Source organism: Allorhodopirellula heiligendammensis (assembly GCF_007860105.1).
In the GTDB taxonomy this organism is placed as follows: domain Bacteria; phylum Planctomycetota; class Planctomycetia; order Pirellulales; family Pirellulaceae; genus Rhodopirellula; species Rhodopirellula heiligendammensis.
On sequence record NZ_SJPU01000002.1, the window covers coordinates 410972 to 436961 of the forward strand.

Consider the following 25990-nt stretch of genomic DNA (forward strand, 5'->3'; position numbering starts at 1 on the left):
GCTCATGTTTGGACTCGCTGTCGCGTTCCTCGTCTGCCAGGCGGTTTTGATCGTGATGTGGGTCGATGTGCCCGCGCTACGGGAGCGAACCGTGGCAGCAGCCCAGGAATTGCCCACCGACGGTGCTTTTTCGACTGACGACTCCGCGGATCTCCAGCAGGAAGTCCCCATCAACTCAGCCCGCCAAGACAGCGCGGCGGCAACGCCAACGGATCAATCGGCAGAGCTCGAGTCGCTGCAGCAAGCCGTACTCGGCCCTGTCTCGCCCTCTCAAATCTTGATTGAACGAGCGGCGATCGGGTGCATGTATTTGATTTGGCCGCTGGTGATTGTCGAATCGATCTATCACATGGTAATTCGACCCAAAACGAGGGGGTTTGCCAAAATGCATGCTTATTCGCTGCTGTTTTGCCTGTGTCCGTCGCTGCGGATGTGCGCGCGGAGCGCGGAAATGGGCGGTCGGCTGTGGCTACCAAAGTGGTCGTGGCAGCGTGCTGATCGCCGGTTGAGGCGACGTCTCGAGCAATCCTTCAGCGTGCCCATGATCGGTATCGCATTGTTGATCGTGCCCGTGTTGGTGGTGGAGTTTTTGCTGAAGGAACAAGTCGCGAAGTATGCTTGGCTGCGCGTGCTGCTACATATTGGAACGGGCGTCATTTGGTTCGCATTCGCTGCCGAATTTATTCTGATGATCTCGATTGCCGAGAAAAAATTCGACTATCTGCGCCGCCATTGGGTGGATCTGGCCATTATCGTGCTGCCTTTTTTCTCATTTTTGCGGTCATTGCAAGCCATGCGCGGTACCCGTTTGGCGCGTCTGGCGAAAATTCCGCAACTGACCAAGCTCGCCCGTGCCTACCGGCTGCGTGGCACCGTCCTGCGCGCTTTCCGGGCCCTCGTGATCCTCGATGTGTCGGCTCGCTTATTCCAATCGACGCCCGAAAAGCGACTGGCTCAACTACGCCGAAAATTGGTTGCCACCCAGCGTGAATCTCGCATGATCCGCTTGATGATCGTGCGAATCGAGCGTCAGATCCCGCCACCCACCCCCCCGAATGATACTTCCACGACAGCGCCGTCCCTTGAGATGGACCAATCCCAGACCGACCCAACGGCAAAGGATTCGTGAAGATTACCAGGAAAATGAACAATCGACTTGTTTTCTTGAAACTATGCGCCGGTTGTGCGGGTAATGGTTGATGGAGCGGCGTGGTTCAGCCATGAACGCGCGTCCGAGCCTCTGCTTTGGATGGGTCAACCGTTCACAAGCCAGGGCACTCGTGGCGTGGCAATTGCACGGCGGTAGCCGCTCGATTCCCTCTTTCAGTCAGTACAACACAGATAAGGATGTTTTTCGTGAGACGACTTTTCACTCCCTCTCGTTTTGCTCGCACCGCCGCAGTTGCGGTCGTAGCATTGTCCACCTTTGCGATGACACTGTCACCGCTGGGCAATCTTTTGGCCCAAGACAAACAGCCCGCTGGTCAGTCGGGGTCCGCCGTGCCCGCCGCTACCGACCCGGTCGTGGTGGTGACGATTGGCAGCGTAAATCAATTGACTCAGGATCTGAATTACCTCAGTGGCGCGATCGGACAGCCTCAGTTCGGCGGCATGTTCGCGATGATGGCGGGCAGTCTCACCCAGGGTATCGATACGAACCAGCCCGTGGGCGTGCTGGTGCCATTGATCGACGGTTCACCGGAGCCAATCGCGCTCATTCCCACCTCGGACGTCAAGGTATTGCTCAAGCGTCACGAAGATAAAACCGGCCCCGCCGACGAACTCGCCGACGGCACTCTCGTATTAGCCATCGGCGCCAACACCGTTTTCATTCGTCAAGTTGGGAACTGGGCCGTCTTGGCTCGCAACCGCAACGTACTCGACCGCGCCCCAGCGGATCCCTCGGCCGCTTTGGGACAGTTGGGTTCGGATTACGATCTCGGCGTGCGTTTGGACATGCAACAGCTTCCCGAAGCGGTTCGCGACAGCGTGATTGCCCAACTGCGTCAGGGATTCGATCAAGCAATTAGCCGCCAAGGCGGTGAGGACGCAGAATCCTCGCGGGAATACGCGCAGCGTTCGATGGATCAACTTGAGCAGATGATCAAGCAAACCGACGAACTGATGGTGGGGATCGACATTGATTCGAAGGGGAAACGCATCGTCGTGGACCTTTCGTTCACGGCGCTTCCTGGCACCAAACTCGCTAAAATGTATGCCAGCCAACAGCCGATTCCATCGGCGTACTCGATGGTCGTACGCGATGACGCAGCAGCCTACTACCACGCTGCCACCTCGATCAGTCCAGAGACGGTGCAGGAGGCACGTGCCGGCGTAGACAGTATGCTGAAGATGTTCGCTCAAGCGGTCCAAAAGTCTGACAAGTTGGACAAAGCCGAAGCGGATGACGCAACCGAGGTGGTCAACCGCATCGCTGACTTGGTGTTGGAATCCTACAAAGAAGGGAAGCTCGATTCAGGGGCTCTGCTGCTCACCGACGCCGGTTCGATGAAGTTCGTCATGGGTGGTTTCGTCTCCGACGGAAATGAAGCCGCAGCGATTCTCAAAGATATTGCTGGCAAGGTAAAAGGTCATGGCGATGCACCTGACTTCGAATTTGATCGGGACACCTACCATGGCGTGAATCTACACTTGGTCTCCGCTAAAGTTCCTGCCAAGGACGATGAGGTCCGTAAGATTTTCGGCGATACGGTTCGCGTCCATGTCGGCACCGCCGACAAGGCTGTGTATGTCGCGCTGGGTGACCAGAGTCTGCCACTGCTCAAAGAGATGATCGACGCTGCGGCAAGTCCCGCCTCATCCGCCAGTGCTGACTTGGTCAGCGTTGAAGTGAACTTGATGCCGATTTTGCAGTACGCTCAGTCGGTCGAGGCCAATGACGATATCGCCGCCATGATCGACGCGCTCAGCCGCGCCGATGATGCCGGTACGCTCCATGCGACAAGTAGTCCGGTCGCCAATGGCCAGAAAACCCGTGTTGTGTTGGGCGACGGGTTGCTACGGGCAATCGGTGGAGCAGTCCGCCAAGCCCAAGCGAAGCAGCTACAACAGCAGAACACCGGCGGATTCTAAGTAGCCGCAGGTTCTACCACGAATCGGTCATGCCTAGCTCGGGACAATTGGCCCGAACTGGGCGGCCGATCTCTGCGGCACAGCTCATCAAACCACGTCGGTAACGTCCCGCGGGTTGAATCAGCGTATCGATGCCGCAATGCCCACGGCAGGGCCGATACTCCGTCAAGCGACAGCCATTTGCGAAATGTGCAGCTCGGCGACGCCGGAAAAAATGCTCTTTTTGGTCCTGCATTTGGAGGCGAACTGCAGCGAATCATCGGGTACAATGCACGTCCCTCCCGTTGCCCAGCCAACAGCTCACCCCGCCTGCTCCCCCGCCCAGTCTGCCATGTGTGCACATTTACTGTGTCCGCGACTCTCCTGCTTGCTTGCTGCGACCGCGATCTGCCTCGTGCCGTGTCTGTCAGCCTACGCGGAGTCCGCCGCTGACCACGAAGCCTTCAGCCCCGAGGCGGGCGTGGAATTTTTTCAAAACTACTGCATCGATTGCCACGAGGGCGACGCTGGGGAAGGGGGGCTGGATCTCAGTTCATTTGAGTCCTCGAAACAGATTCCTTTGGAAATCGAGAAGTGGAATCGAATTGCTGACCGGGTTGCTGAGCAGCAAATGCCACCGATCGATAGTGACACGCCACCGATGGAACTGCGCGATGCGGTCGTCCAATGGATTCGTGGAACGATTCATGCTGCGGTCTGCGACGACGGCGTCACGCCGGGCAGACCGATGCTGCGGCGGCTCAATCGGACCGAGTATGCCAACACGATTCGAGATTTGCTGGGGATCCAGTTCAACGCGGGACACGGGCTGCCCGAGGATGGTGCTGGTGGCGAAGGCTTCGACAACGCCGCCGAGACGCTGTTCATTTCCCCCATCCACGCGGAAAAATACTTGGATGCGGCGCGTGCCGCCCTTACTCACGCGATGAGCGATCCGCAAGATCGAAAAACGATCCTGGTCGCTCAGCCCTCGGCCGAAACGACTCCGCAAGCAGCAGCGGAAAAGGTCCTCGAGAATTTCCTGCCCCGTGCGTTCCGGCGCCCCGTGACGTCCGACGAAATCCAGCAATATGTTGAACTCTTTCAATCGGCCTACGTGGATGACCAATCCTACGAGCTAGCAATTCAGTTTGCGATTGAAGCGGCCCTGGTCTCGCCTAAGTTCCTATTTCTGTGGGAGCAACCACACACTGGACCTGAGCCGATTCTCATTTCACACTACGAAATGGCATCGCGACTTTCCTATTTCTTATGGGCCTCCATGCCCGATGCAGAATTGACCCGTCTGGCCAGTCAAGGCAAATTGCACGACGAAGAGGTACTGGCAGAACAAGTCGCACGGATGGTGAAAAGTCGCATTGACGATCGGGGTCATCGACGCGATGCGAAGGTTCGTGCGTTTGCTGAAAGTTTCGTCGAGCAGTGGTTGGGGACCCGGGCCATGGGCCGGGAGTTCAAACCGAACGAAGCAGTGGTCGGGAAACTTGACTCCGAACTCCTCGGAGGCATGCAGTATGAACCGGTGTTCTTCATGGAAGATCTCCTCGCTGACAATCGCTCGCTGCTGAACTGGATTGATTCTGACTTCACGTATGCCAACAACCGCTTGGCTCGACATTATAAAATCGAGGGCACGTTTCGCGAGCAGCCTCGCCGTGTTGACCTGCCGGCGGGAAGTCATCGTGGTGGTGCATTGGGAATGAGCGCCGTGCTTGCGGTTTCATCGTTTTCTCACCGGACCAGCCCGGTTCTCCGTGGCAAATGGATCATGGAAACGCTGCTGGGTACGGCACCGCCTCCACCACCACCCAACGTCCCCGACTTGGACGAGGCCGGGGAACCGAGCGGCGAAAAGCTGTCACTACGTCAACGCCTGGAATTACACCGTGCCGATCCGACCTGCGCCTCGTGTCATGCGGTGATGGACCCACTTGGTTTTGGACTGGAAAACTACGATGTGTTGGGGCGATGGCGAACGGAGGTCGATGGCATCGAGATTGACAGTACGGGCACGCTGCCCGATGGCACTACCTTCGCAGGCGCAGCGGGTTTAAAAGAACAGTTAATGCAGCGAAAAGACGCATTCATTCGGCACCTAACCAGCAAGATGCTAGGATATGCGCTGGCTCGACAGTTGACCAATGAAGACCAATGTGTTGTCGAAGCCATCAGCCAGAAACTCGCCGAGGACGACTACCGGGCCCAAACCTTGGTCCTCGAAATCATCAAGAGCGTGCCGTTCCAATTCAAGAGCGGCCAGTTAGTTCACTGAGTAGGCGAGTCTCTCCGAGACTCGTATCTGAGTCTTGTGTGGATCGCGTCGGAGTCTCGGAGAGACTCGCCTACTCACAGCCGACAAAAGTGTCTTTCCACTCAGGTAAAAAACGATGGCAAGTAAAGTTCGCATGACGTTTCTTGATAAGCAAAATCTACGGCGCGCGTCGCTTTCGCGACGGACGTTGCTGCGGGGAACCGGTGCGGCCCTGGCACTGCCCTGGCTGGAAGCGATGATGCCACGGCGAGCCGCAGCCGCAGACTCTCAGAGCAGCGACCAATCGCCTATCCGCATGGCCGCACTCTTCGTTCCCAATGGGGTTCGTCAAGACAAATGGACCCCCGAGGGAACGGGACGCGACTTTCAGCTTTCATCCACGCTTGAGCCGCTCGCCGACGTGCAGGATCAGCTGTTGGTGCTTTCAAATCTGTGGAATCAAGCCAGTAATGTTGGCGACGGGCACTATGTCAAAACTTCGGGATTCCTAACCTGCACGACGATCAACAAATCGCTTGGCATCGACCTGAACTGCAATGGTCAATCGATGGATCAAGTCGCAGCGGCCCATGCCGAGAACTTGACACCACTGCCCTCCCTTGAGCTCGGAATCGACCCCGTGACGACAGGCGTCGATACCAACGTGGGATACACTCGCGTGTATGGATCTCATATCGCCTGGAAAGGTCCCACCACACCCCTTGCCCGTGAACTCAACCCACATCTTGTCTATGAACGCTTGCTGCGTTCGTCGAGACCCACCAGCCGTTCAAGTCGGCGTGATGCGTTGCTGTTGGACCAGGTCATCGATGACGCCCATGAACTTTCTCAAAGTCTTGGTGTAGCTGATCGGCGACGAATGGATGAATATTTGCAGTCAGTACGCAGTATCGAAAAACGGCTCTCGCGCCAGAAGCAGACCGGCGCGATGGCGTGGAGTCCACGCGTGCCGTTTGATTCGCTCGAGGCGCCTCCGCAGGATACTCCTGATCAGTTTCCCGAACATGTGCGATTGATGCTCGACATGATGGCGTTAGCCTTTCAGACCGATACCACACGGATCTGTACCTTCATGTTTGGCAATGCCGTCAGCGGCCGCAGTTTCGCGTTTCTAGACGGCGTATCAGGCGGTCACCACGATACGTCACATCACCAGAACTCCGCTGAGAAACTCGCCCAGTACGAGCTCATCACACGCTGGCACGTTCAGCAGTACGCCTATCTGCTGAATAAACTACGCAGCATGAAAGAGGGCGAAGGAACGGTACTAGACAATTCCATGATCTTGTTTGGCTCCGGTCTCCGAGATGGTAATAGCCATAGCCCCCATAACCTGCCGATTCTGCTGGGCGGAAGTGGCGGCGGACGCATCGCCACTGGCCAGCACTTATCCGCCAGCCCCGATACCCCGCTATCGAACCTTTACCTGGCCATGCTCAACGCATTTGGCCATCCGACAAAACAATTCGCCGACAGCACCGGAGTGTTGCCCGGTGTGCTGGCATAGTCAATGATGCCAGTGTTTCCTCCCCGGGTGTCGCCCCGGGGAGCGGCGTCGATTCACGGCACAAGTTTCCCTCCAGATTAGGCACCGGTAGGAATGTCGGTGCTACGCCGCTTCCACGTCGCAGCCAACTGACTGCGGCCTCGAGATCAAGTGTCTCGCTCAATGGCTTCCGCAATCTGCATCGATGAGATGGGCGTGTGAATCTTCTGTGAAGCAAATCCAAATATGATTTCGAATTGATAGACTTCCGGCTGCACAACAGAAACTCTGCAGATCGGCTCCTGCAGATCGCTTGCAGAGGGCTGTTGCTTCCCAAATCTTATGTGTGCAACGCATCTATCAAAGGTTCGCATCGAAATGTCATCGCGCCAAGAAATCAACAAATCCCTGCGCTACGAAGGCGGGATCTCCCGTCGTTGGCTGCTCGCTTACGCCACCACGCTCAGCTCCGTTCCACTGCTCGGTCGCACCAGCTGGGCGAACAGTTCGCCCACGTTTTCGAGTGACCCGTTCACCATGGGCGTTGCCTCGGGTGACCCGGATTCCACCAGCGTGGTGCTGTGGACGCGACTGGCTCCACACCCGCTCGAACCCGATGGGGGGATGCCCAATGAAGCAGTCCAAGTCACGTGGGAACTGTCAGGTGACGAGTCATTTCAAAATGTCATCGCTACAGGCACGACCGCTGCTACTGCCCAACTGGGTCATTCCGTGCATGTAGAGGTCGACGGGCTGAAGCCGGATCGCTGGTACTGGTATCGATTCCACGCCGGCGACGCGACAAGCCCAGTCGGCCGGACGAGAACCTTCCCGCTCGCCGATGTCTTGCCCGACCAACTCACTTTTGCTGTCACGTCCTGTCAAAATTTCGAGCAGGGCCTGTACACCGGCTACGAACAGATGGCACGCGACAATGTCGATCTCGTGTACCACCTCGGTGACTACATTTACGAATACGAAGCAGGACGAAACGGAAAGGTTCGTACCCACCAAGGTAGAGAAATCCAATCACTCGCGGACTATCGTATTCGCCATGCGCAATACCGTTCAGACCCATTGCTGCACGGCATGCACGCACTGTGTCCCTGGATCGTGACGTGGGATGATCACGAGACTGACAACAACTATGCGGATGCCATCAGCGAACAGGAGTATGTCGACCCGGCTGATTTTTTGGTGCGACGGGCCAACGCATATCAAGCTTACTACGAGATGATGCCACTGCGTCGTAGCTGTCTGCCGCGCGGTGCCGAAATGCAACTATATCGGCGATCGCAGTACGGAAAACTCGCTGACTTCTTGGTACTCGACACCCGCCAATACCGAAGCGACCAACCCAACGGCGATAAAAAATCCACACTCAACGCGGACGCATTGGCAAAAACTCAATCCATGCTGGGGAGCACCCAGCGTAACTGGATGTACCAACAGCTCATCAGCTCCCAATCGACATGGAATGTGCTGGCTCAACAGGTGATGATGGGCTTGGTTGACCGCAAAGGTGACCCGACTGCGCCGGAGTACTCGATGGATCAGTGGCCGGGATATGCATACGAACGAATGCAACTAATGCAGTTTTTAGCCGAACGGAAAATCAGTAATCCGGTCGTACTCACTGGCGACATTCATACATCCTGGGTGAATGAATTACGCGTCGACGACCGTCGCGAATCTGACCCGCTCGTCGCGACGGAGTTCGTCGCGACATCACTGACCAGTGGCGGCAATGGCCCGAAAGAGCTCAAGCACCTCGACCAATTGCTCGCAGCCAACCAGTGTGTGAAATACCATAACGCCGAGCGAGGTTACATCCGCTGCCAAGTAACGCCGCAAACGTGGCGTGCGGACTACATGATTACTGATGACGTCCTGAAACCTGGCGGTAAAACCGTCGCTCAAGAGTCATTTGTTGTCGAGAGTGGCTGCCCTGCGGTTCAGACAGCATAACCAACTGCTGCGACCTCCATACCGCTTCACTCGATGTGGTCTGGGTTTCCGAGCTTGTCAGTTCGGAAACCCAGAGGCTTGGTCGATCATTCTCTTGATCTGTCAAGCCGACAAAGCGGCCATAGGGGAATGGATTGGATGGAAAGTACTTCGAAACAATTCGCCGTAGATGCATCGCAGAAGTTTCAACGTGATTCATTGAGAAGGAAGCCACGGGTCATCGATGCTTTCAATATTCACGACTGAATTCCCTGCTTCGTCAAGCGTTCTTTCCATCGCTCGCGGGCCAACTTCTGCATGTCGACAGTCTCGTCCTGCTCGTCGACGATTTCGAGCCCGAGCAATGTTTCCAGCACGTCCTCCAACGTGACAATTCCTTCGACACCACCAAACCGATCGGTCACGATCGCGATGTGGGCACGGGCGTCTAGCAGTGCATCAAAGACACTCGTGAGGCTATCATCCTCGTGAACAGACAGAATTTCGCGTGAAAACGATTCCAGGGCCCGATCTAAATCGCCGGCTGCTATCGCCGTCAGGAGATCGCTACGCAGCACAAAGCCAGTCATTGCGTCCCGACGCTGGTGATAAAGCGGGATCCGAGAGACCGGCAGCGCTGAAACTTCGTCCATCACGTCGGAGAGCGTTTTGGATTGCTCCAGCGAAATCACGACCGTTGCTGGCGTCATGACATCTTCCACGGTGATGGATTCGAGTCGCAGCAGATTCTTTAGAATGCGCGACTCACTCTCCTTCAGGAGACCTTCGTTCGTCCCGAGCTGAGCCACCGCCTCGATCTCGGCCCGCGTGACCAGTGTCTGTTTTTCGTTACCGGCGAGCCAGCGTGTCAGAATCTCCGATAGCCAAACCAGCGGGAACATCAGCACGATCAGCCAGCGAACGAATACCGCAACGACGCCCGCGAGCCGTCGCCAGTGCAATGCACCAATCGTTTTGGGGATGATTTCGCTGAGCACCAGTATCAACAGCGTCAATACCGCACTGATCACCCCGACATACTTGTCACCGAACATATGCGCTGCTTGCGCACCCACTCCCGCCGCTCCAACGGTGTGCGCGATCGTGTTCAGACTCAAAATCGCTGCGAGGGGTCGGTCAATATTCTCCTTCAATGAAATGATTCGCTGGGCCGATTGTGACTCGTCCTTGCGACGTTCGGCGATGTAGCTCGGCGTGATCGAAAGCAGAACGGCTTCGGCGATCGAACAGAGAAATGAGAAACCAATCGCAATGGATAGGTAGGTGAGGAGGAGAACATAATCCATACTGCTTTTCCAGAAAGGGGCGTGCGTCACATGGAGTCAAGCTTGATCGACCGGGTGCGTGGCAGAGGCGAGGGCTTCATCCTCATCTGGCCGCCACGGGTTGGTCCATTCTGACCAATGGTCCATGTAGTCCGCACAGGCTTGGCAGCTCTCGGCTTGGCCTTCAATCCACTCTTTGGCTTGATCGACGAGCTCGGTTTCTTGAGCCAAGCTGGCGCGGCCCGTCAGCACCATGCTCCGTAAGAAAACGAAATAGGTGTCGAGGACATCGCAACGACAATAGTCGCTGATCGCCTTGAGATCGCCGCGATCATAGTAGGATTGAACCTGGTCACCGCTGAGCCCCATCTTGCCGGGCTTGCCAAGCGTTTGGGCGGCGAGATTCAAGCCGCCGTTAAAACGGGCGGCGGAAAAGTTGGTCAGCAGTTCTTGCAGGTCCAAGTGGGAAGCGGTGCTGAAACGATTCCGGCGAGACTTGTAACCACTATCGTCGAACCATTTAGGAATTGACAGCCCGAATCGAAACGCAGCCAACTCCATCAGCGGAATATCAAACGAACGCCCATTGAAGGTCACCCATTGCGGCATGTGATAGGCTTCCCAGCCCTGCCAGAAATGCTTCGTCATCACATGGGGTCGAAAATGCGGCTCGTCGAGCGATTTGATGTCGAGTAGCCGAAAGTCCGCCGTCACTTTCGCGATCACGACCGAGATCGGGACCATGAAAGTGTGCGGGATAAACGTGGATCCAGTTTGTTCGAACCGTTCGGCCTGGTAACGCGCGATTGCCTCGTCAGCGGACAGTTTCTCGCCGCTGTACCGGACAGCGGCGATCAACTCTCCATCGGCAATACTTTCGACGTCGAAAATTAAATGCGCGACGGCGTCACGATTCGTCTGGGTCATACGAGTTTCGTTTTGCCAGGAATGGCACAGCCTTGCGACGGTGGCACACCATTGGAAGCCATGTCCTGCGGGAAGAGATCAAGCGTCGATTTATCCGTGACAAAATCCCAGGTAACTTTCTGGCCAGTGTAGGCAGCCAATCGTCCCAGCACGGCGGTCAAGGAACTGTCTGCAGTCTGCTTCAGTTCGACAATCGGTTTTCCATCGCGAATGGAGTCGATCAGGTCTTTATGCTCTTGCTTGTAGGCATCGGAAATGCTTCCCGCGACCGACCAGACTTCTTTGCCCTTGCGATCGACGATTCGTGATCCGCCACTCATTGCAGCGATGTGCATGTTTGCTTCGGTTCCGTAGATCACACTCCCGTTGTCACCTTGGGTGCCGGGGATCTGTCGGCACATGAAGGACACGACCCGTTCGCCAGGATAAACATAGTCGACTGACATGCTATCCCACATTTCACTGCCTTCAGGGCGGGTGAACTGACCACCGGAGCCATATGCGGATTCCGGGGGCGAGCCCATCACCCAGTTGAGTGCGTCGATGTTATGGACGGCTTGCTCGGCGATTTGATCGCCTGAGAGCCACACGAAATGCATCCAGTTGTAGAGTTGATATTCCAGTTCGCTCATGCCTGGTTTACGGTTCTTAAACCAGATCGAGTTGGAACAGTAGCGGGTTGTCGCACTGACGATATCACCGATCGCACCTTCGCGGATTTTCTCCACGGCCTCGATATAGTTGGTCTGTCGACGATACTGAGTTCCCGTCACGATCGCGGTGCCATTGGCGACGGCTCGCTCGTGAGCGTCCAGACAAACGTGGTAGCCGGCGGGATCAACGCACGATGGCTTCTCAGCAAAGATGTGCTTTCCAGCGTCCACTGCTTCGGAGATGTGATACGGACGGAAGCCGGGAGGCGTTGCCAGCAGGACGACGTCCACATCGGGGTCAGCGAGCACGCGTTTGTAGGCATCCAATCCCGCATACATTTTGGCATCCGGAACATTTACTTTGTCGGCATGTCGACTGGTCATCCCGCGACGAGTTTGGTCGCACTTCTGAATATCGAGGTCAGCCAGCGCCACCAACACGACACCGTCGTTGATAGTCAACGAATCATTGATTGCACCGGTGCCGCGACCACCACATCCAACCAATGCGATCCGGATTGGATTGCTCGAGTCAGCGTTGGCCGATGTACTACTTTTCGTTTCAGCGGCGGACACGCCAGCTGGAATTGCTAATGTCGATGCAGCGATCGCCGAGGTCGCTACTCGGTTTCGTAGAAAATCACGGCGATTTTCATTTGAGCTCGTTGGCAGCGAATCAGGATTGCTTTGTTGATTTGTCATAAACTTACACGTTTGAGCGAAGGAAGGACGTGAGGCGGGATGAGTGGCCGAGGCAAACGTTGTCGAAATGAAACGTCCGCTCCACATTGGCCACCCGTACGAAGCAGTCTGTTATTCTACACCAAACGAAATTCGCGCGGGTGCATCAGTCGAGCCCGTAAATACCCGCTTTTCACATCCATCATTCCAGCTGTTCCACCATGACGCCACGATCTATCCTAGGCTTCGCCATACCAGTTACCCTACCGCAGGGTTCATCGGCGAGTTCTCTGCCACTGTCCGCCCAGGCTCGATTGACAACACTATGTACGGCCTTGATCTTGTTGTCGTCCAGTGCCGCATCGAACGCCCTAGCGCAAGAAAAAAAAATCCCTTCTTCCTCACGGAATGCCACCGAAGTGGAGTTGGAGGGAATACTTTCGCCGCAAGATCGAGCAAAAGCCATTGCTAGGTGGGAGCAAGAAATTACCGGACTGGAACAGCTCGACCGCTCACAGAGCGATCCCGAAGATGCCGTCATGCTGCTGGGCAGCAGCAGCATCCGACTGTGGGAGGATGCCGCTGAGATGCTCGCACCTTATCCCATTATTCGGCGAGGATATGGGGGGGCTCGATTCAGCGATCTAGTCGTATTCGCGAAACGCCTGGTTACCCCCCATCAATACAAGGCCTTGGTGGTGTTTGTGGCCAACGACATTACCGGGTCAGACGCGGACCGTTCGGTCGACGCGGTTCGGAAGATGGTCCTTCACGTGATCGAGGTCTCGCATCAGCATCAACCCGATGCACCAGTGCTCTTGGTCGAGGTCACTCCCACACCTTCACGGTGGCGCGTCTGGCCGCAGATTCGCGATCTCAACGCGATGCTGCGAGACGTTGCGTTGACGCACCCCGGTGTATCCTTCATCAGCACAGCGGAGTATTATCTCGACAGCCAGGATCAATCTCGACCGGAGTTATTCCGCCAAGACAAGCTTCACCAAAATGAGCCTGGGTATCAGCTCTGGGCAGAGCTGATTCGTCGTCGCCTTGATGAAGTGCTTGGCAACACTGCATCAGTGAACACGTCATCCGCACGCGAAGTGAGTGCAACGCGTGTCAACGTGGAGCAGTAGGTCTCATGTGCACGTGGCTAAACGGCGGCGGTCACTGCAGTGGGTAACTCATCATGATCCGGTTCGCTCGCCATCAGTGTGGCGAGAACTTGGTACATCACCGGAGCGAGTACCAGAACCACCAGCGTACTGAAGGCGAGACCGAACGTCAGGCTTGTGGCCATCGGTGACACAACCTGCGCTTCCTTGGACCGCTCCAGCAGAATCGGCATCATTCCGGCACAGGTTGTCACCGACGTCAGCAACACAGCTCGAAAACGGCGTCGGCATCCATCGATAATTGCATCGTGTTGGGGTAGCCCTTCGGCGACGCGATGGTTAATGAAATCGATCAACACAATGGAATCATTGACCACCACACCGGCCAACGCCACGATGCCGAAGATACTGAACAGGGTGAGTTCAATATCCATCACGACATGTCCCAAGATTGCCCCGATAAACCCGAACGGAATGATCATGAGGATGAGCACCGCCTGCCAACACGAGTTGAACTGAATTGTCAGCAGTAAAAACATTGCTCCCAATACGACAAAGAATCCGAGCGATAGACTGTGAACGGTTTCATCGGTCTGTTCCTGCTGCCCCCCCCACTCAAACTCCACACCGGGGAACTCTTCGGCGAGGAGGGGAACGAAGTTCTTCTTTAGATCGGAAACCACGTTAAAAGCGTTGCCGCGGGTTTCGTCCACGTCGGCGACGACGCCCACGCTGCGCATTTGATTGATACGGCGAATTTCAGAATACCCCCGTTGCACGTCGACTTCGGCGACCTCGCTCAGAGGTCGTTCGGTCCGGTCGATCCCGCGGATGCGGATATCATTAAAGCTGACCAATGTATTTCGTTCGTCACGGGGATAGCGCACGCGGAGCGGCACCTCGTGGCGGCCTCGCTGCAGTCGCATTACTTCCTCACCGTAGTACGACGCGCGGACCGTTCCGGCCACATCGGCCAGCGAAACCCCCATCGCTTCGGCATCGTCGCGAACCTTGATGCGATACTCCCATTTTCCTTGCCGAGTGTCCGTTGCGATGTCGGAAACATAGGGGTACTCGGCCAGTTTCGCCTTGCAACGCTCGATCGCTGCATCGAGTTGGTCGTGGTGCTCGCCCGTCGCCATCAAACGCATCTCGAGTGGCAGGGAAGCAGGACCTCGTGGAGTGGCGCCAAACGCGACAGCTTCCGCACCCGGGAAACTTCCCGACTCCTTTCGCCACATGCGGACAATCTCGTCACTGCTAACAGTTCGCTCACCAATATCGTTGAGCTGAATGAACAATCCACCCACATGACTGGCGGGAGCGATGCCGACCTCGTCACCGGATGATCCGACGGTACGCTGAACCGCTTGTACGAAACCTCCTGGATCCTCCGTCATTTTCTCGTCAATCGAGCGTTGATTGACACGCCAAATGGCTTCTTCAAGTCGCTGCGTGGCAGCGTCGGTAATCTCCACGGGGGTGCCGTCGGGGTAGGTAACCGACACTGTGATGAACCCAAAGTCAATTTTAGGCAACAACAAGAACGGCACCATTCCCGACCTCACGACCCCCACCGACAAAATCAGCATACCCGCCAAGGTAGCGATCACGATCGCCGAATTACCGAGCGACCAGCGAAGCACCGGTGTGTAGATGCTGTCGATCACCCACGCGAGTAAGCTTGACATCGCCGCGTTCGCCTTCTGCAACAACCAACTGAGCGGTCGCAGTGGCAAAAACAAGTAACCCAAGGCATCTAAAAAACGACTGCGGCGATGCGAGAGGTGGGCTGGCAGGATGGTCAGGCTCTCAATCATTGAAATCAGCAACATCGCACCGACGCACATGGGCAGCACCACCGTCAGCCGCTTGATGCGACCCTCCATGTACATGATCGGCGCGAATGCGATCACCGTGGTCGTGACGGCAGTGATCACCGACGGCATCACTTCGTAGGCACCGTCGATGGCCGCTTGGCGGTAACTCTTGCCCATCTCGCGATGAACGTAAATATTCTCACCGACCACAATCGCATCATCGACCACGATTCCTAACGCAATCAGAAACGCGAACATGGACGTCATGTTGAGAGTTTGGTTGCCGTAATACATGTAAATGCAGGCGCCCAGCAGCGATACTGGAATCCCCAGCATCACCCACCATGCCAACCGCATTTCCAAAAACAACGCCAACACGATAAACACCAGCACCAACCCCATCCAGGCGTTCTTGCTGAGCAATTGCAAGCGACTCTCGACGCTCGTCGAGCGGTCACGAAGTGTCGTCATCGAGTAACCGGGCGGCAGATTCGCACTCTCTCGCACGACGAAGTCTTTGACCTCCTGCGAGACTTCGATGATGTCGTCGGCGCTGGTCGTCTCCACTGACACGAGCACCGCGGGACGCCCATTGATTTCGTTGATGGTGCCGTCGACCGCAAACTCATCGCGGACAATGCCTAGATCGCCCACCGTCAACACCGCGCCACCGGGTTCACTGACCAGTGGGATCTCCGCGATGCCTTCGCCAACGTCACTTTTGTCACTGCCCCGTAGCAATATTTCTTGTGAGCGTCCTTTGAGCGTTCCAGCAGGCAGTTCGACGTTATTACTGCGCACAATGTCGGCGACGCTTTTAAGCGACAGGTTGTACTTGCGCAGCGTTTGCTCGGGAATTTCAACATCAATTTGATAGTCGGGTGTCCCGACCAAATCCGCCACCGAGACCGAGGGAAGTGCGAGCACGTCCGTCCGAACTCGCTCGGCAACACGTCGGAGCGAGAGGGCAGCTTCCGCCTGGGCTAAGGCCGACTCGCTGGAGCTGACCGGCTCACGGAGTTTCGAGTCATCAGTCTGGTCGGCAACAAACGAATCGGTTCGACGCAGTGTTCCACGATGATCGTGCTGAGACCGATCGTGCTGAGATCGATTGATCTTGGGGCCCATCACTGCGATTCGAATCGCCGTAGTGAAGTTCGTGTTGAGCCGAATGTCTGGTTTTTCAGCCAACTCGGGGAAACTGGGAATTTGCCCGATGAGCGTGGTGACCTCGGTCAGGATACGTTGCGCGTCGGCTTGGTTGGCATCGGGGTCGAGTTCCAACATCACCGTACCGATGCCTTCGCGCGCCGACGACGTCATCTCGTCGATCCCATCAACGGTGTGGATAGACTCCTCTATCTTCTCGAGAATCCCCTCTTCAATCTCATCCGGGCTCGCCCCCGGGTAGGTCACAGAAATGTTCAGTACGTAGAGCTCGAAGTCGGGCCAAAAATCGCGACGGAGTTGGGACAGACTGTATGCCCCTAACAACAATACCCCGAGCATCACGACGTTCATCGCTTGCCAATTTTTGACCGACCATGCAATCAGCGATTTCATTGCGCCGTCTCCATTGCAGGCTCGGCCTTCACAGCAGAGGTGAGCACACCCGACCGACCAGTAACCTCATTGATGCCGTCGTCCGACTGGGGATCAACGCTTTCGTAACCGCTGTCCTCAGACTGTGAATTTCCCGTCGCTTCGGCGAGCGTGGCCACCTCTGTTCCCAGCCGAGGGTCCGAGCTGCCAATTGCCGCGGGCTCTTCGCTCTGCATGGGCGTTGCTGCGATTGCCATCCCGTCGAGTGGATCACTTACCGGGGAGACGATAATCTCGGCCATCGCTAAGGAAACACCTTGGCTTTTCTCAGGATCCATGGCAATCACGATCGACTCGGGCAACCGGCTGACGATCGTGACGGGTAGGACTCGGAGACGTCCATCGACGCTCAACCACACGCGATTGCCAGGCCGGATAGCAGTCTCGGCTACCTCATAGAGCGTTTGATCGGGCTGCGTGTCCATGACAACTGAAACGAACATGCCGCGAGTCAATTGCTGGCGACGCCCGGTTGAAACGAGAGACTGCGGCGTGTTGACACGAAATAAACATGGATAGGTTCGAGTTTGCGGATCAATCCCGGCACCATCAATGCGTTGCAGGACGGCGGGCCAATGATGGGTTTCTGAGCCGAACTTATATGAAATCGTGGCGGGGATGGGTGGTACGCGATCGTCTTCACTGGTTCCCATTGGCAACGGTGACTCACCAGCATCCCCGGGAGCTACCCTGGCCAGCTCTAATGCCGATGGCTCGATAAAGCGTGTGATACCTCCGCTGCTCCAAACCCAAATCATTTGATCCGCGGTTAGGTTACAGCGCACTTCGACCGCCGAAGTATCTTCGATCGTGATGAAGGATGTGCCAGCGGGGACGTAGGAGTCCTCTTCAACCGTCGATGCGACCACCCGTCCGCGGATGGGCGTCTTGACGACACAACGCGATAGATCGAGTTGAGCCCGTTGCAGCAGGACGTCGGTCATCGCTCGCTTTTCGAGCAACAACAGACGCTGCGACTCCAGTTCACGCAGCCGATTACCCAACTCAACAAACGATGCTTTCGCCGTCAGCTCCGCTCGCTTGACGGCATCGAGCTCCGTTGCTGATGCGGCCTGCCGTTTCGCCAAGATATCCACCCGATCGCGTTCACTTTTGGCAAGGTCAAACTGCTGCTGAGCGAGCTTGGAAAGTTCATGAGTGTTTCCAATACTCACTTCAACGGAGGCGACTTCAGCGGCTTCTTGTGAGGCCTGTGCCCGCAAACGCTTGACCTCCAGTTCGTACTCAATTGGATCGAGACGAATTAAAACTTCTCCAGCTTCCACCATCCGGCCGGTGCGAAGATTGCGTGACTGTTCGACGATCCGGCCGGAGACTTCCGTCGCTAGGCGAATTTCTCTCAGCGGCACGGCCACACCGTTGACATCGATCGGAACAGGGCCGCTGTGAATTCGCAATTCTTGCGTCGTCACGGTCGTCTTGCCTGACTTCGCTGACTTGGCTCGCTCAGGACGTTCGCGCTCACCCAAGAACGTGTATCCAAAAACGCAGAGCGCTAAAATCCCACTGGAGACAATCACGTTGACAAGCCGGCCCAACGTCCCGCGGCGTGGTTCGGCTGGCGTTTCCTCCGGCAATTGGACCGAGGACGATGAGCTTTCGTGTTGATGTGAGCTGGGAGGACCCGGGGTGGCATTCATATGCAATGTCTTTTGGGCGGGTTGGGGTGGGATTGGTAATGCGTAGACGACGCACCGGCGGGGTCACAAAAAATGACAAATAAAAACCTGACGGAGAAATTCTCAGCCCGCGGATACTTTGCAGGCCAGCGAGCTCGCTCCGCACCATTTCGAAAACGGTCAATAGCGTGGGTCGAGACGTGTGAACGATTGGACAGTGGACGTTGCTATTGGATAACGGATTGAGCTTTTGCTCGTTGCTGTTGATAGCGAGGATCGATGGGCGATCTCTCTCCACGGATCATCTCTGCTGCCTGACGATGGTTGGCGATGAACTCGATCCAGTCAAACCAAGGGATGGGAGGGGTCCCCTGCATTTTCTCCAGTGATTCGTCGAGCCAGTCATCAAGTGCCGCCTGGGATTTTTCCAACGTGATGTAAGCATCCTCGTCTCGGCCGACATGCGAGTACGCCATCGCCAACAAGGGATAGCTGATCCCCAGACCGGCCCACGTAACATCTTCGCTGAGGGATTGCTCGAGTCGCTCGATCGCCTGGTCGTATTGCTCCGCTGCCAAGTGTGCCCATCCGGCTAGATACAATTTGACACCACGCGGAATTCGGCGACTACGGTTACTCAGACCTGAGGGGATCGAACCGCGGCTATCTTCGATCAACTCCTCAGCCGTCGCAGCAATCATGCGGGCAGATTCCATGGACGGCTTTCCCATGAGCTCGCCACGCAATTTGGTACCCGTGGCACCACTATTGGAGTTCCTCAGGTCGTCGACCAGTTCCCGATAAGAGGCGAGATCGCCGGTGTAAAGAAATAGCTGCGGAACGCCCAGGTACTCTGCTCCATCGACGGCAGAACCGCGTTGCAATGCTCGGGCATAGTCGGCGGCGGACATCTCCCACAATCCAAGCTTGGCATAGAACGACCCCCGTTCCATCCAGACATGAAAATACTCGGGCTGGATTTGAGTCGCGGCGGTGTATGACGAGTTGGCCTCCGCCCAACTGCCGGCTTCCGCGTTGGCACGCCCCCTTGCGAGCAAACTGTTGGCATGTTTGAGCCGGTTGGTAAATTCCTCCAGGTCCTTGCGAGTTTGATTAGCTTGTTGCATCGCATCAATGGCCACTCGAGCCTGCCAGACACTGATTGCCGATCCCAGCAGTAAGGCGGCAGCGACCAGCGAAATGGTGGTGAGGACAACGCGGTTGCGACGGGCGAACTTTGAAAAACGATACCTCGCTGTCGGCGGGCGGGCCTCCACTGGCTGCTCGTTCAAATGTCGCTCGACGTCCTCCGCCATGGCGGCGGCGCTAACGTAGCGGCGATTGCGATCCTTATCGAGCGCCTTCATGACGATCCAGTCCAGGTCTCCGCGAATGGTAGACTCAAGCTGGGCAGGCTCCATACGTCGGTTTGCCGATAGCGTGCTCGCCCGGTCGCCGTTGAGAGTACTGAGCAACTTGCTCGGCCGGAGCGGCTCTTCCTCGCGAATGATCCGACGCAGTTCGTCAAAACCCACTTGATTCAGGCGGTCAATCGCCAGCGGGGTGGAGCCGGTGAGCAGTTCGTACAACAGCACGCCGAGTGAATAAATATCGCTGCGAGTATCCACGTCGCCGACGGTCATCTCGGCTTGCTCGGGACTCATGTAAGCGGGCGTCCCTACCATCGATGCCAGTCGCGTGTAGATCGTGGTGTTGCTCAGACGCTGACCAATTGCTTTGACGACGCCGAAATCAATCACCTTCGCGATCGGTCGGCTGTCCTGCTGCGTCACCAGCACATTGGTAGGCTTTAAATCGCGATGAATGATGCCTTTCTGGTGAGCATGCTGAACGGCATTGCAAACTGAAATGAACAGGTGCAGCCGATCCTCGGTGTTGAGCCGATGATTGTCACAGAATTGATTCAGTGGAACACCGCGAACCAGCTCCATCACAAAGTACGATTGCCCACTATCGGTCACACCCGCATCAAACACGCGGGCGATGTTCTCATGATCCATCATCGCGAGCGCCTGTCGCTCGACCTCAAACCTCGCCATGATCTCCTTGGATTCCATGCCAGGTTTAATAATTTTCAACGCCACACGTCGGCGCACCGGACTGAGCTGATCAGCGACAAAGACAAGACCAAACCCGCCCTCACCGATCTGCTCTCGGAGTTTGTACGCACCGAGCATCGTGCCGGGAGCAAATCGGTCGTCGGTCGCTTTCGGATCGTTTTCCAAAGGTGTGGGCAGGAGAGCAACCGCCGCAGGATTGTCGATGGGATTGAAATCTCGATCGTGTTCTCGCAACAACTCAGATACCGCTGCTAAGAGCTTCTTGTCCCCTCGACAGGCCTTCCGCAGGTATGCCTGACGCACATTGACATTGTCGAGGTCTATGGCGTGGAAGAAGATGGATTTTTCGCTTTGCATGATTAAACCCGTCGAGATCGCTGCTGATCGCGTCTCCGATCAGTTGCTGACATTGTCCACAGCCGGTTTGCCGGTCTCTCGAATGCTCCCCTGATTGGACACTGTCATTCCGATGAACTAGCGACGTATTTCACTAGTCGCAATAGCCGTTTGGGCGCTAGCCCCGGTTCTTGTTCTTTTCGCGAAAGCTGAGCTTAGCGTTCACACGGCGAATCAAACTGGCGCGGTCCAGCGATGATGGAGTCGTTCGCAAGTAAACCCGTCAAGAGATTGATGCGTAAACCAATTCGCCGATGGGCCAGGAAAAATCAAGATTTTCCTTCGAGGTTGATCTCGCGTCCCAACCATGCGCGGGCAAAGGCCCAGTTACGTTTGACCGTGCGGGCCGAGATCCCTAGGGCGGCGGCAGATTCGTCGACGCTCAATCCAGCGAAATATCGCAATTCTACTAACTTCGCAAGCTCGGGCTCGTCGACGGCGAGTTTCCCAAGCGCAGCATCTAAATCAAGCAACTCATCCACGTTGGCAGCATCGACGACAGCATCCGCGTCCGCGATCGAACAGGATTTTCGATCCCCACCCCGCTTAAGACTCTTTCGCCGCCGCGCACTCTCGATCAGAATCCGTCGCATCGCTTCGGCGGCGGCACCGAAAAAATGCCCTCGGCTATCCCAGTTGGCGGCCTCATTGTTGGAACCGACAACTCGCATGTAGGCTTCATGCACCAGAGCGGTCGGCTGCAGGGTGTGCCCAGCGGGTTCCTGCCGCATGCGATGTCCCGCGAGTCGGCGCAGCTCCGCATAAACCAGAGGCAACAGATCATTTGCCGCGGCAGCGTCCCCGTCGTCGATGCGGTTTAATATTTGGGTGATTTCGGACATGAATACCTGCACAGAGGCCGACCGGCAATACTTTGTCGCGCCGCATTATCCATACGCTGGTCCGCTGGGATGAATCGTAAGTAAGTTCAGCGTTTGGCTGGGAGTACGCCTATTTGGGAGCACGCCTATTGTAGCTGGACTCGTTCGATTGCGGCAATTTCCTGTAAGTTTGGAGCGAAACGGAGGCAGAGACTCCCGCCCCAGAGGTACGACACGGTACCGTCGCGAGTCCAGCATCCTGCTCATTCTCCTGACACGACGATTTTGAGGCGGAAGCTCGCGATTGCTCAACGTCTAGTACAATGTCACGTTCCCACCTGCTCCATCTGTCTTTCCAGCCTGCGACCGCTATGAATCGCCTAACCCAACTCACGACCTTCGCGTCCGTCTTAACTGCGTTACTGATCAGTTCTTTTGAGTATAGCCAAGCGCAATGGCCCGACCGCCACGGGCCGACCCATGACGGCGTCGTGGCCGAGGCTGACGCGGAAATTCTTCCGATACATTGGACGGATAGCGAGAACGTCGCGTGGAAGGCGCCGCTGCATGGTCAAGGGCATTCGTCCCCGGTGATCGCGGAGGGGCGAGTGTGGCTCACCGCAGCAACCGCCGATGGGACGCGGCAGTCTGTCATCGCGATCGATGAGCAGACCGGTGAAATCCTCCATGATCGCGTCCTATTCGAAAACGAGGATGTCGAGCCGCTCGGCGGAGCGGTCGGATTCAACAATTACGCTGCACCAAGCTGTGTGCTGGCGCCAGGCGCCGTGTATGTTCACTTCGGCAGCTATGGGACGGCCAAACTCGATTCACGGACCGCCGAGGTGATCTGGCAGCGACGAGATTTGCCCTGCCAACACTTTCGAGGCCCCGGTTCCTCGCCCGTGCTGTACGACAATAAATTGGTGCTGACTTTCGATGGTGTCGACCAGCAATACACGACGGCGCTCGATGCCCAGACGGGAGAAACCTTGTGGCGGACTGATCGCAGTACGGACTATGAAGATCTCGGCGACGATGGCAAACCGTTACGTGACGGTGACATGCGAAAAGCATACTGCACGCCTGCCATCATTGAAGTCGGCGATCAAGTGCAGGTGCTTTCTGTTGGCGCTCGAGCCATGCAAAGCTATGACCTTGAGACCGGCCAAGAACTCTGGACGCTTCGACACGATAGCTACAACGCTGGCATTCGGCCGCTGTGGTTGCCAGAAAAAAAGCTGGTGATCATCAACACCGGTTCCCGCGGCGCCCAGCTCGTCGCTGTCCGAATGGATGAGTCCACGCAGGGGGATATCACCGACTCGCACGTGGTCTGGGTACGTGAGCGGGGAAATCCGCGTTTTGCGTTGCCGATCGAGCATGATGGTTTGATCTATCAAGTCACCGACAATGGCGTGTTGGCTTGCATTGATGTGGACACAGGTGAAGAACTCTGGAAGGAACGACTCTCGGGCGATTATCTGGCATCGCCCATTCTTGCCGGAGACCACCTGTACTTCTTCAACCAGAGCGGGCTTGGCAGCATCGTGAATGCTCAACGAGAGCCAGATATCATCGCCGTCAACGATGTTCCTGAAATGTCCACGACGGCATGCCCCGCTGTCTCCCATGGCGCGATCTTCGTCCGTGGCAAAGAATTCTTATTCAAAATCCAATCGCCATAACCGCTAGATCATGCCGGGGCGCACGCTCCCGGCGGATGAGCCTAATATAGCCTCCACCGCAGGAACCACTGCGGTGCCCGGTGAAAGGCACCACTTGATTCGAATGAGCCGACCTGGCGTGACCGAGCAAGTGACATCCGTATCAGCTCGCAGCGGACTGAACGATTGCGACCCGTGCAATGTAAAGTAAGAGGATGGCGGCACAGAACAGCCAGACGGCTCGCCGTTGCACCGCGCGAAACTCGTCGCTGCGGTTAGCCGTTGAAAACAACAATGCGACCGAGGTGAAAAAGGGGTCGGAGCGTTCGGTGCGTGTTGCCTCCTCAGTCCGTTTGAGCGTAACGAGGGATCGAACGCCAGCGACAAACAATCCGGTAGCGAGCAAGGTGAGTATTGTCGACATCACGAATGGGTAGCGTTTGACCACAGATGATTTTGTCACCGTTCTATATCGCAGAGAACGGCAGGGAACTACGAATTATTTTAACAGCGCGAAACTCGAACCACACGAAAATCTATCGTCCATCTTTTCGTGTCCTTCGTGTATTTCGTGGTTGAATCAACACCAGTCACTGCAGCGAGCAGGTCATCACGCATCCGACAGCTTAAAACGCAAAGCCCTGTTGCGATTCTCTATCGACGTCGCTCCGAACGGATCCGTGTCAAAGGCGTGTGAGCGAGCCCTCCATCCAGCTGGAAGTCTGAACCACGAAATACACGAAGGACACGAAAGTTAAGCGTCCATCTTTTTCGTGTATTTCGTGGTTGAGTCAACACCCGTCGCAGCATAGAGCCGGCCATCACGCATCCGACAGCTTGATCCGAACACCATGCTATTTATGACTCTCAATTTCTCATTTGATCCGGCGTTGTTACTCTTGAGCGGTAAATGACGAGCGTTGGATTTAAAGGTCGCCTACGAGGAACGACGCTCAATCGGCGTGCGTAAGTTGGCATCTTGGTTTAGAATGAGCCCCTGCTACGCCATGGAGTCGAGTTGGATTCTCCATGCATCGTACAACAGATCCTGCTGATTTCCCGCCTAGTTTTCAATTGAATTTGCCATGAATATCACTCGCATCCGTCGGCGACCCAAGTCGCTGACGCCCCGCTGTTTCGCAGCAAATATCGCCGTTTTGGTTGGTCTGAGCGGCCTGTGCACGGACGTCGTCACCGCAGACGAACCCCCACCTGCGGCCGTGCCGACGGAGGAAGTCAGCTTGGGCGATCCGACGCTAACCGAGGGGATCCCTGGCGAAGGGCCCCTGACGATGGAGCAGGTGAAGCAGTGGCTGGCTCAGCCCAAGAATCACGCGGCTTTGGACGTCAAGCTACCGCGTGGCCTCGATGCCGCCGCCGGCAACATCTATATTCCTGAAGATAACCCGATCACCCGGGCCAAAATCGAGCTCGGCCGGCAACTCTACTTTGATCCTCGATTGTCGTCCGATAGTACTGTCTCGTGCGCTTCCTGCCACGCCCCCGAATTGGGCTGGGCGTTCGACACTCAGTTTGGGGTGGGCGTCGGTGACCAGACTGGCAACCGCAACTCACCGGTTTCGTTCAATCGTATTTTGAGCACGCACCAGTTCCATGATGGGCGGGCCGGGTCGCTCGAAGAGCAGGCGGTGGGTCCGATCGCCAACCCGATTGAAATGGCCAGTACGCATGAGGCCTGTATCGAAACGCTGTCGGGACTCCCTGTCTACCGTACCCAGTTCGAACGGATCTTTCCGGACGGGCTCACGATCGACAATGTTGGCAAAGCGATCGCGACCTTTGAACGCACGATTGTCACCGGCCCAGCTCCCTACGATTATTACGTTCCCCTCGCCACTTTCGAGAAGACGTTCGCCGACGACCTGGAGTATCTCGACGAAGAACCGGAACTGGCCGAACAGTACGCTCAACTCAAGGCCGAAGCAGCCAAGAATCCGATGACCGAGTCATCCATTCGCGGCATGGAACTCACGTTCGGCAAAGCGAACTGCACAGCCTGCCACGCGGGTGCCAATTTCACCGACGAACAATTCCACAACATTGGAGTCGGGATGGAATCTGACGAGCCGGACCTAGGTCGATTTGTCGTCACGCAGGAAGAAAAGGATCGCGGGGCATTTAAGACGCCGACCATGCGGAACGTTGCTACGTCGGGGCCTTACATGCACGACGGCAGCCAGAAGACGCTCAAGGAAGTCGTCGAGTGGTACGACAAGGGCGGTCATCCAAACCAGTGGCTCAGCGACAAGATGAAGCCCCTGAATCTGACTGAGGCTGAGAAAGCCGACTTGGTCGAATTTATGGTCCAGGGATTGACCAGCGACTTCCCGGTAATCGAAATTGGTCGCTTGCCCGCCGATCAGTAGCTCAAGCCGTGTGCCGTCAGGCAGCGACGCCTGCCCGGCCGCTGATGCGGCTCGGCTTACCAGTCGCGAGCCGGCTCGTGCCGCTACGCTTGATACAGTACTCGTCTATTTGAAAT

16 protein-coding genes are annotated in these 25990 nt (G+C 56.3%); 8 read left to right on the forward strand and 8 right to left on the reverse strand.

All coding sequences use genetic code 11. From position 1 onward, the window contains the following. The first annotated feature begins 4 nt into the window (after positions 1–4). From Poly21_RS11865 to Poly21_RS11885, 5 genes are all read left to right on the forward strand, one after another. A complete protein-coding gene (locus Poly21_RS11865) occupies positions 5–1129 on the forward strand; it encodes a potassium channel protein (protein ID WP_302118743.1) in 1125 nt (374 codons plus the stop codon). Positions 1130–1347: 218 nt separating this feature from the next. Continuing rightward, positions 1348–3093 (forward strand): hypothetical protein, encoded by a 1746-nt coding sequence (locus Poly21_RS11870; protein ID WP_146407253.1) that lies wholly within the window; start codon positions 1348–1350, stop codon positions 3091–3093. Positions 3094–3424: 331 nt separating this feature from the next. After that, entirely contained in the window at positions 3425–5365 is a 1941-nt protein-coding gene (locus Poly21_RS11875) for a DUF1588 domain-containing protein (RefSeq protein WP_302118744.1), read from the forward strand. Positions 5366–5480: 115 nt separating this feature from the next. Further along, the gene (locus Poly21_RS11880) at positions 5481–6872 is read left to right on the forward strand and encodes a DUF1552 domain-containing protein (protein WP_302118745.1); all 1392 of its coding nucleotides are present in this window, start codon (positions 5481–5483) and stop codon (positions 6870–6872) included. A 357-nt stretch (positions 6873–7229) separates the two neighbouring features. Continuing rightward, a complete protein-coding gene (locus tag Poly21_RS11885) occupies positions 7230–8819 on the forward strand; it encodes an alkaline phosphatase D family protein (protein WP_146407255.1) in 1590 nt (529 codons plus the stop codon). 236 nt (positions 8820–9055) lie between these two features. On the opposite strand, the gene Poly21_RS11890 is transcribed toward Poly21_RS11885, so the two are convergent. From Poly21_RS11890 to Poly21_RS11900, 3 genes are read right to left on the reverse strand one after another with little or no spacing between them, the layout of a single operon-like run. Beyond that, positions 9056–10105: a CNNM domain-containing protein gene (locus tag Poly21_RS11890; RefSeq protein ID WP_146407256.1), complete on the reverse strand. Its 1050-nt coding sequence runs from the start codon at positions 10103–10105 to the stop codon at positions 9056–9058. Positions 10106–10141: 36 nt separating this feature from the next. Next, positions 10142–11011 (reverse strand): 3'-5' exonuclease, encoded by an 870-nt coding sequence (locus tag Poly21_RS11895; protein WP_146407257.1) that lies wholly within the window; start codon positions 11009–11011, stop codon positions 10142–10144. Continuing rightward, positions 11008–12366, reverse strand: coding sequence for a Gfo/Idh/MocA family protein (locus Poly21_RS11900; RefSeq protein WP_146407258.1), 1359 nt, complete (start codon positions 12364–12366; stop codon positions 11008–11010). Before Poly21_RS11900 ends, Poly21_RS11895 begins: the two co-directional genes overlap by 4 nt. A gap of 200 nt (positions 12367–12566) precedes the next feature. Here Poly21_RS11900 and Poly21_RS11905 point away from each other — a divergent pair, with 200 nt between their 5' ends. Next, complete coding sequence (locus Poly21_RS11905; protein ID WP_146407259.1) at positions 12567–13481, forward strand: GDSL-type esterase/lipase family protein; 915 nt, start codon at positions 12567–12569, stop codon at positions 13479–13481. 17 nt (positions 13482–13498) lie between these two features. On the opposite strand, the gene Poly21_RS11910 is transcribed toward Poly21_RS11905, so the two are convergent. The 4 genes from Poly21_RS11910 to Poly21_RS11925 all read right to left on the reverse strand — a co-directional run bounded on the left by Poly21_RS11910 (position 13499) and on the right by Poly21_RS11925 (position 21841). Then, positions 13499–16843: an efflux RND transporter permease subunit gene (locus tag Poly21_RS11910; protein ID WP_146407260.1), complete on the reverse strand. Its 3345-nt coding sequence runs from the start codon at positions 16841–16843 to the stop codon at positions 13499–13501. Further along, positions 16840–18543, reverse strand: a complete 1704-nt coding sequence (locus Poly21_RS11915; RefSeq protein WP_146407261.1) for an efflux RND transporter periplasmic adaptor subunit — start codon at positions 18541–18543, stop codon at positions 16840–16842. Before Poly21_RS11915 ends, Poly21_RS11910 begins: the two co-directional genes overlap by 4 nt. A gap of 206 nt (positions 18544–18749) precedes the next feature. Next, the gene (locus Poly21_RS11920) at positions 18750–20960 is read right to left on the reverse strand and encodes a serine/threonine-protein kinase (RefSeq protein ID WP_146407262.1); all 2211 of its coding nucleotides are present in this window, start codon (positions 20958–20960) and stop codon (positions 18750–18752) included. A gap of 308 nt (positions 20961–21268) precedes the next feature. Further along, on the reverse strand, positions 21269–21841 hold the full coding sequence (locus Poly21_RS11925) for an ECF-type sigma factor (protein WP_146407263.1): 573 nt from the start codon (positions 21839–21841) through the stop codon (positions 21269–21271). A gap of 350 nt (positions 21842–22191) precedes the next feature. Between Poly21_RS11925 and Poly21_RS11930 the strand changes: the two genes are divergently transcribed. Then, the gene (locus Poly21_RS11930) at positions 22192–23508 is read left to right on the forward strand and encodes a PQQ-binding-like beta-propeller repeat protein (protein WP_146407264.1); all 1317 of its coding nucleotides are present in this window, start codon (positions 22192–22194) and stop codon (positions 23506–23508) included. Between the two features lie 142 nt (positions 23509–23650). On the opposite strand, the gene Poly21_RS11935 is transcribed toward Poly21_RS11930, so the two are convergent. Then, the gene (locus tag Poly21_RS11935) at positions 23651–23950 is read right to left on the reverse strand and encodes a hypothetical protein (RefSeq protein ID WP_146407265.1); all 300 of its coding nucleotides are present in this window, start codon (positions 23948–23950) and stop codon (positions 23651–23653) included. Positions 23951–24572: 622 nt separating this feature from the next. Between Poly21_RS11935 and Poly21_RS11940 the strand changes: the two genes are divergently transcribed. Continuing rightward, positions 24573–25874, forward strand: a complete 1302-nt coding sequence (locus tag Poly21_RS11940) for a cytochrome-c peroxidase (protein ID WP_146407266.1) — start codon at positions 24573–24575, stop codon at positions 25872–25874. Positions 25875–25990: the final 116 nt, after the last annotated feature.

Coding starts and splice junctions, on each gene's coding strand:
- Poly21_RS11865 (WP_302118743.1), top strand. CDS start 5: ATGTTTGGACTCGCTGTCGCGTTCCTCGTCTGCCAGGCGGTTTTGATC.
- Poly21_RS11920 (WP_146407262.1), bottom strand. CDS start 20,960: ATGCAAAGCGAAAAATCCATCTTCTTCCACGCCATAGACCTCGACAAT.
- Poly21_RS11895 (WP_146407257.1), bottom strand. CDS start 11,011: ATGACCCAGACGAATCGTGACGCCGTCGCGCATTTAATTTTCGACGTC.
- Poly21_RS11910 (WP_146407260.1), bottom strand. CDS start 16,843: ATGAAATCGCTGATTGCATGGTCGGTCAAAAATTGGCAAGCGATGAAC.
- Poly21_RS11875 (WP_302118744.1), top strand. CDS start 3,425: ATGTGTGCACATTTACTGTGTCCGCGACTCTCCTGCTTGCTTGCTGCG.
- Poly21_RS11890 (WP_146407256.1), bottom strand. CDS start 10,105: ATGGATTATGTTCTCCTCCTCACCTACCTATCCATTGCGATTGGTTTC.
- Poly21_RS11900 (WP_146407258.1), bottom strand. CDS start 12,366: ATGACAAATCAACAAAGCAATCCTGATTCGCTGCCAACGAGCTCAAAT.
- Poly21_RS11885 (WP_146407255.1), top strand. CDS start 7,230: ATGTCATCGCGCCAAGAAATCAACAAATCCCTGCGCTACGAAGGCGGG.
- Poly21_RS11905 (WP_146407259.1), top strand. CDS start 12,567: ATGACGCCACGATCTATCCTAGGCTTCGCCATACCAGTTACCCTACCG.
- Poly21_RS11915 (WP_146407261.1), bottom strand. CDS start 18,543: ATGAATGCCACCCCGGGTCCTCCCAGCTCACATCAACACGAAAGCTCA.
- Poly21_RS11870 (WP_146407253.1), top strand. CDS start 1,348: ATGTTTTTCGTGAGACGACTTTTCACTCCCTCTCGTTTTGCTCGCACC.
- Poly21_RS11880 (WP_302118745.1), top strand. CDS start 5,481: ATGGCAAGTAAAGTTCGCATGACGTTTCTTGATAAGCAAAATCTACGG.
- Poly21_RS11940 (WP_146407266.1), top strand. CDS start 24,573: ATGAATATCACTCGCATCCGTCGGCGACCCAAGTCGCTGACGCCCCGC.
- Poly21_RS11925 (WP_146407263.1), bottom strand. CDS start 21,841: ATGTCCGAAATCACCCAAATATTAAACCGCATCGACGACGGGGACGCT.
- Poly21_RS11930 (WP_146407264.1), top strand. CDS start 22,192: ATGAATCGCCTAACCCAACTCACGACCTTCGCGTCCGTCTTAACTGCG.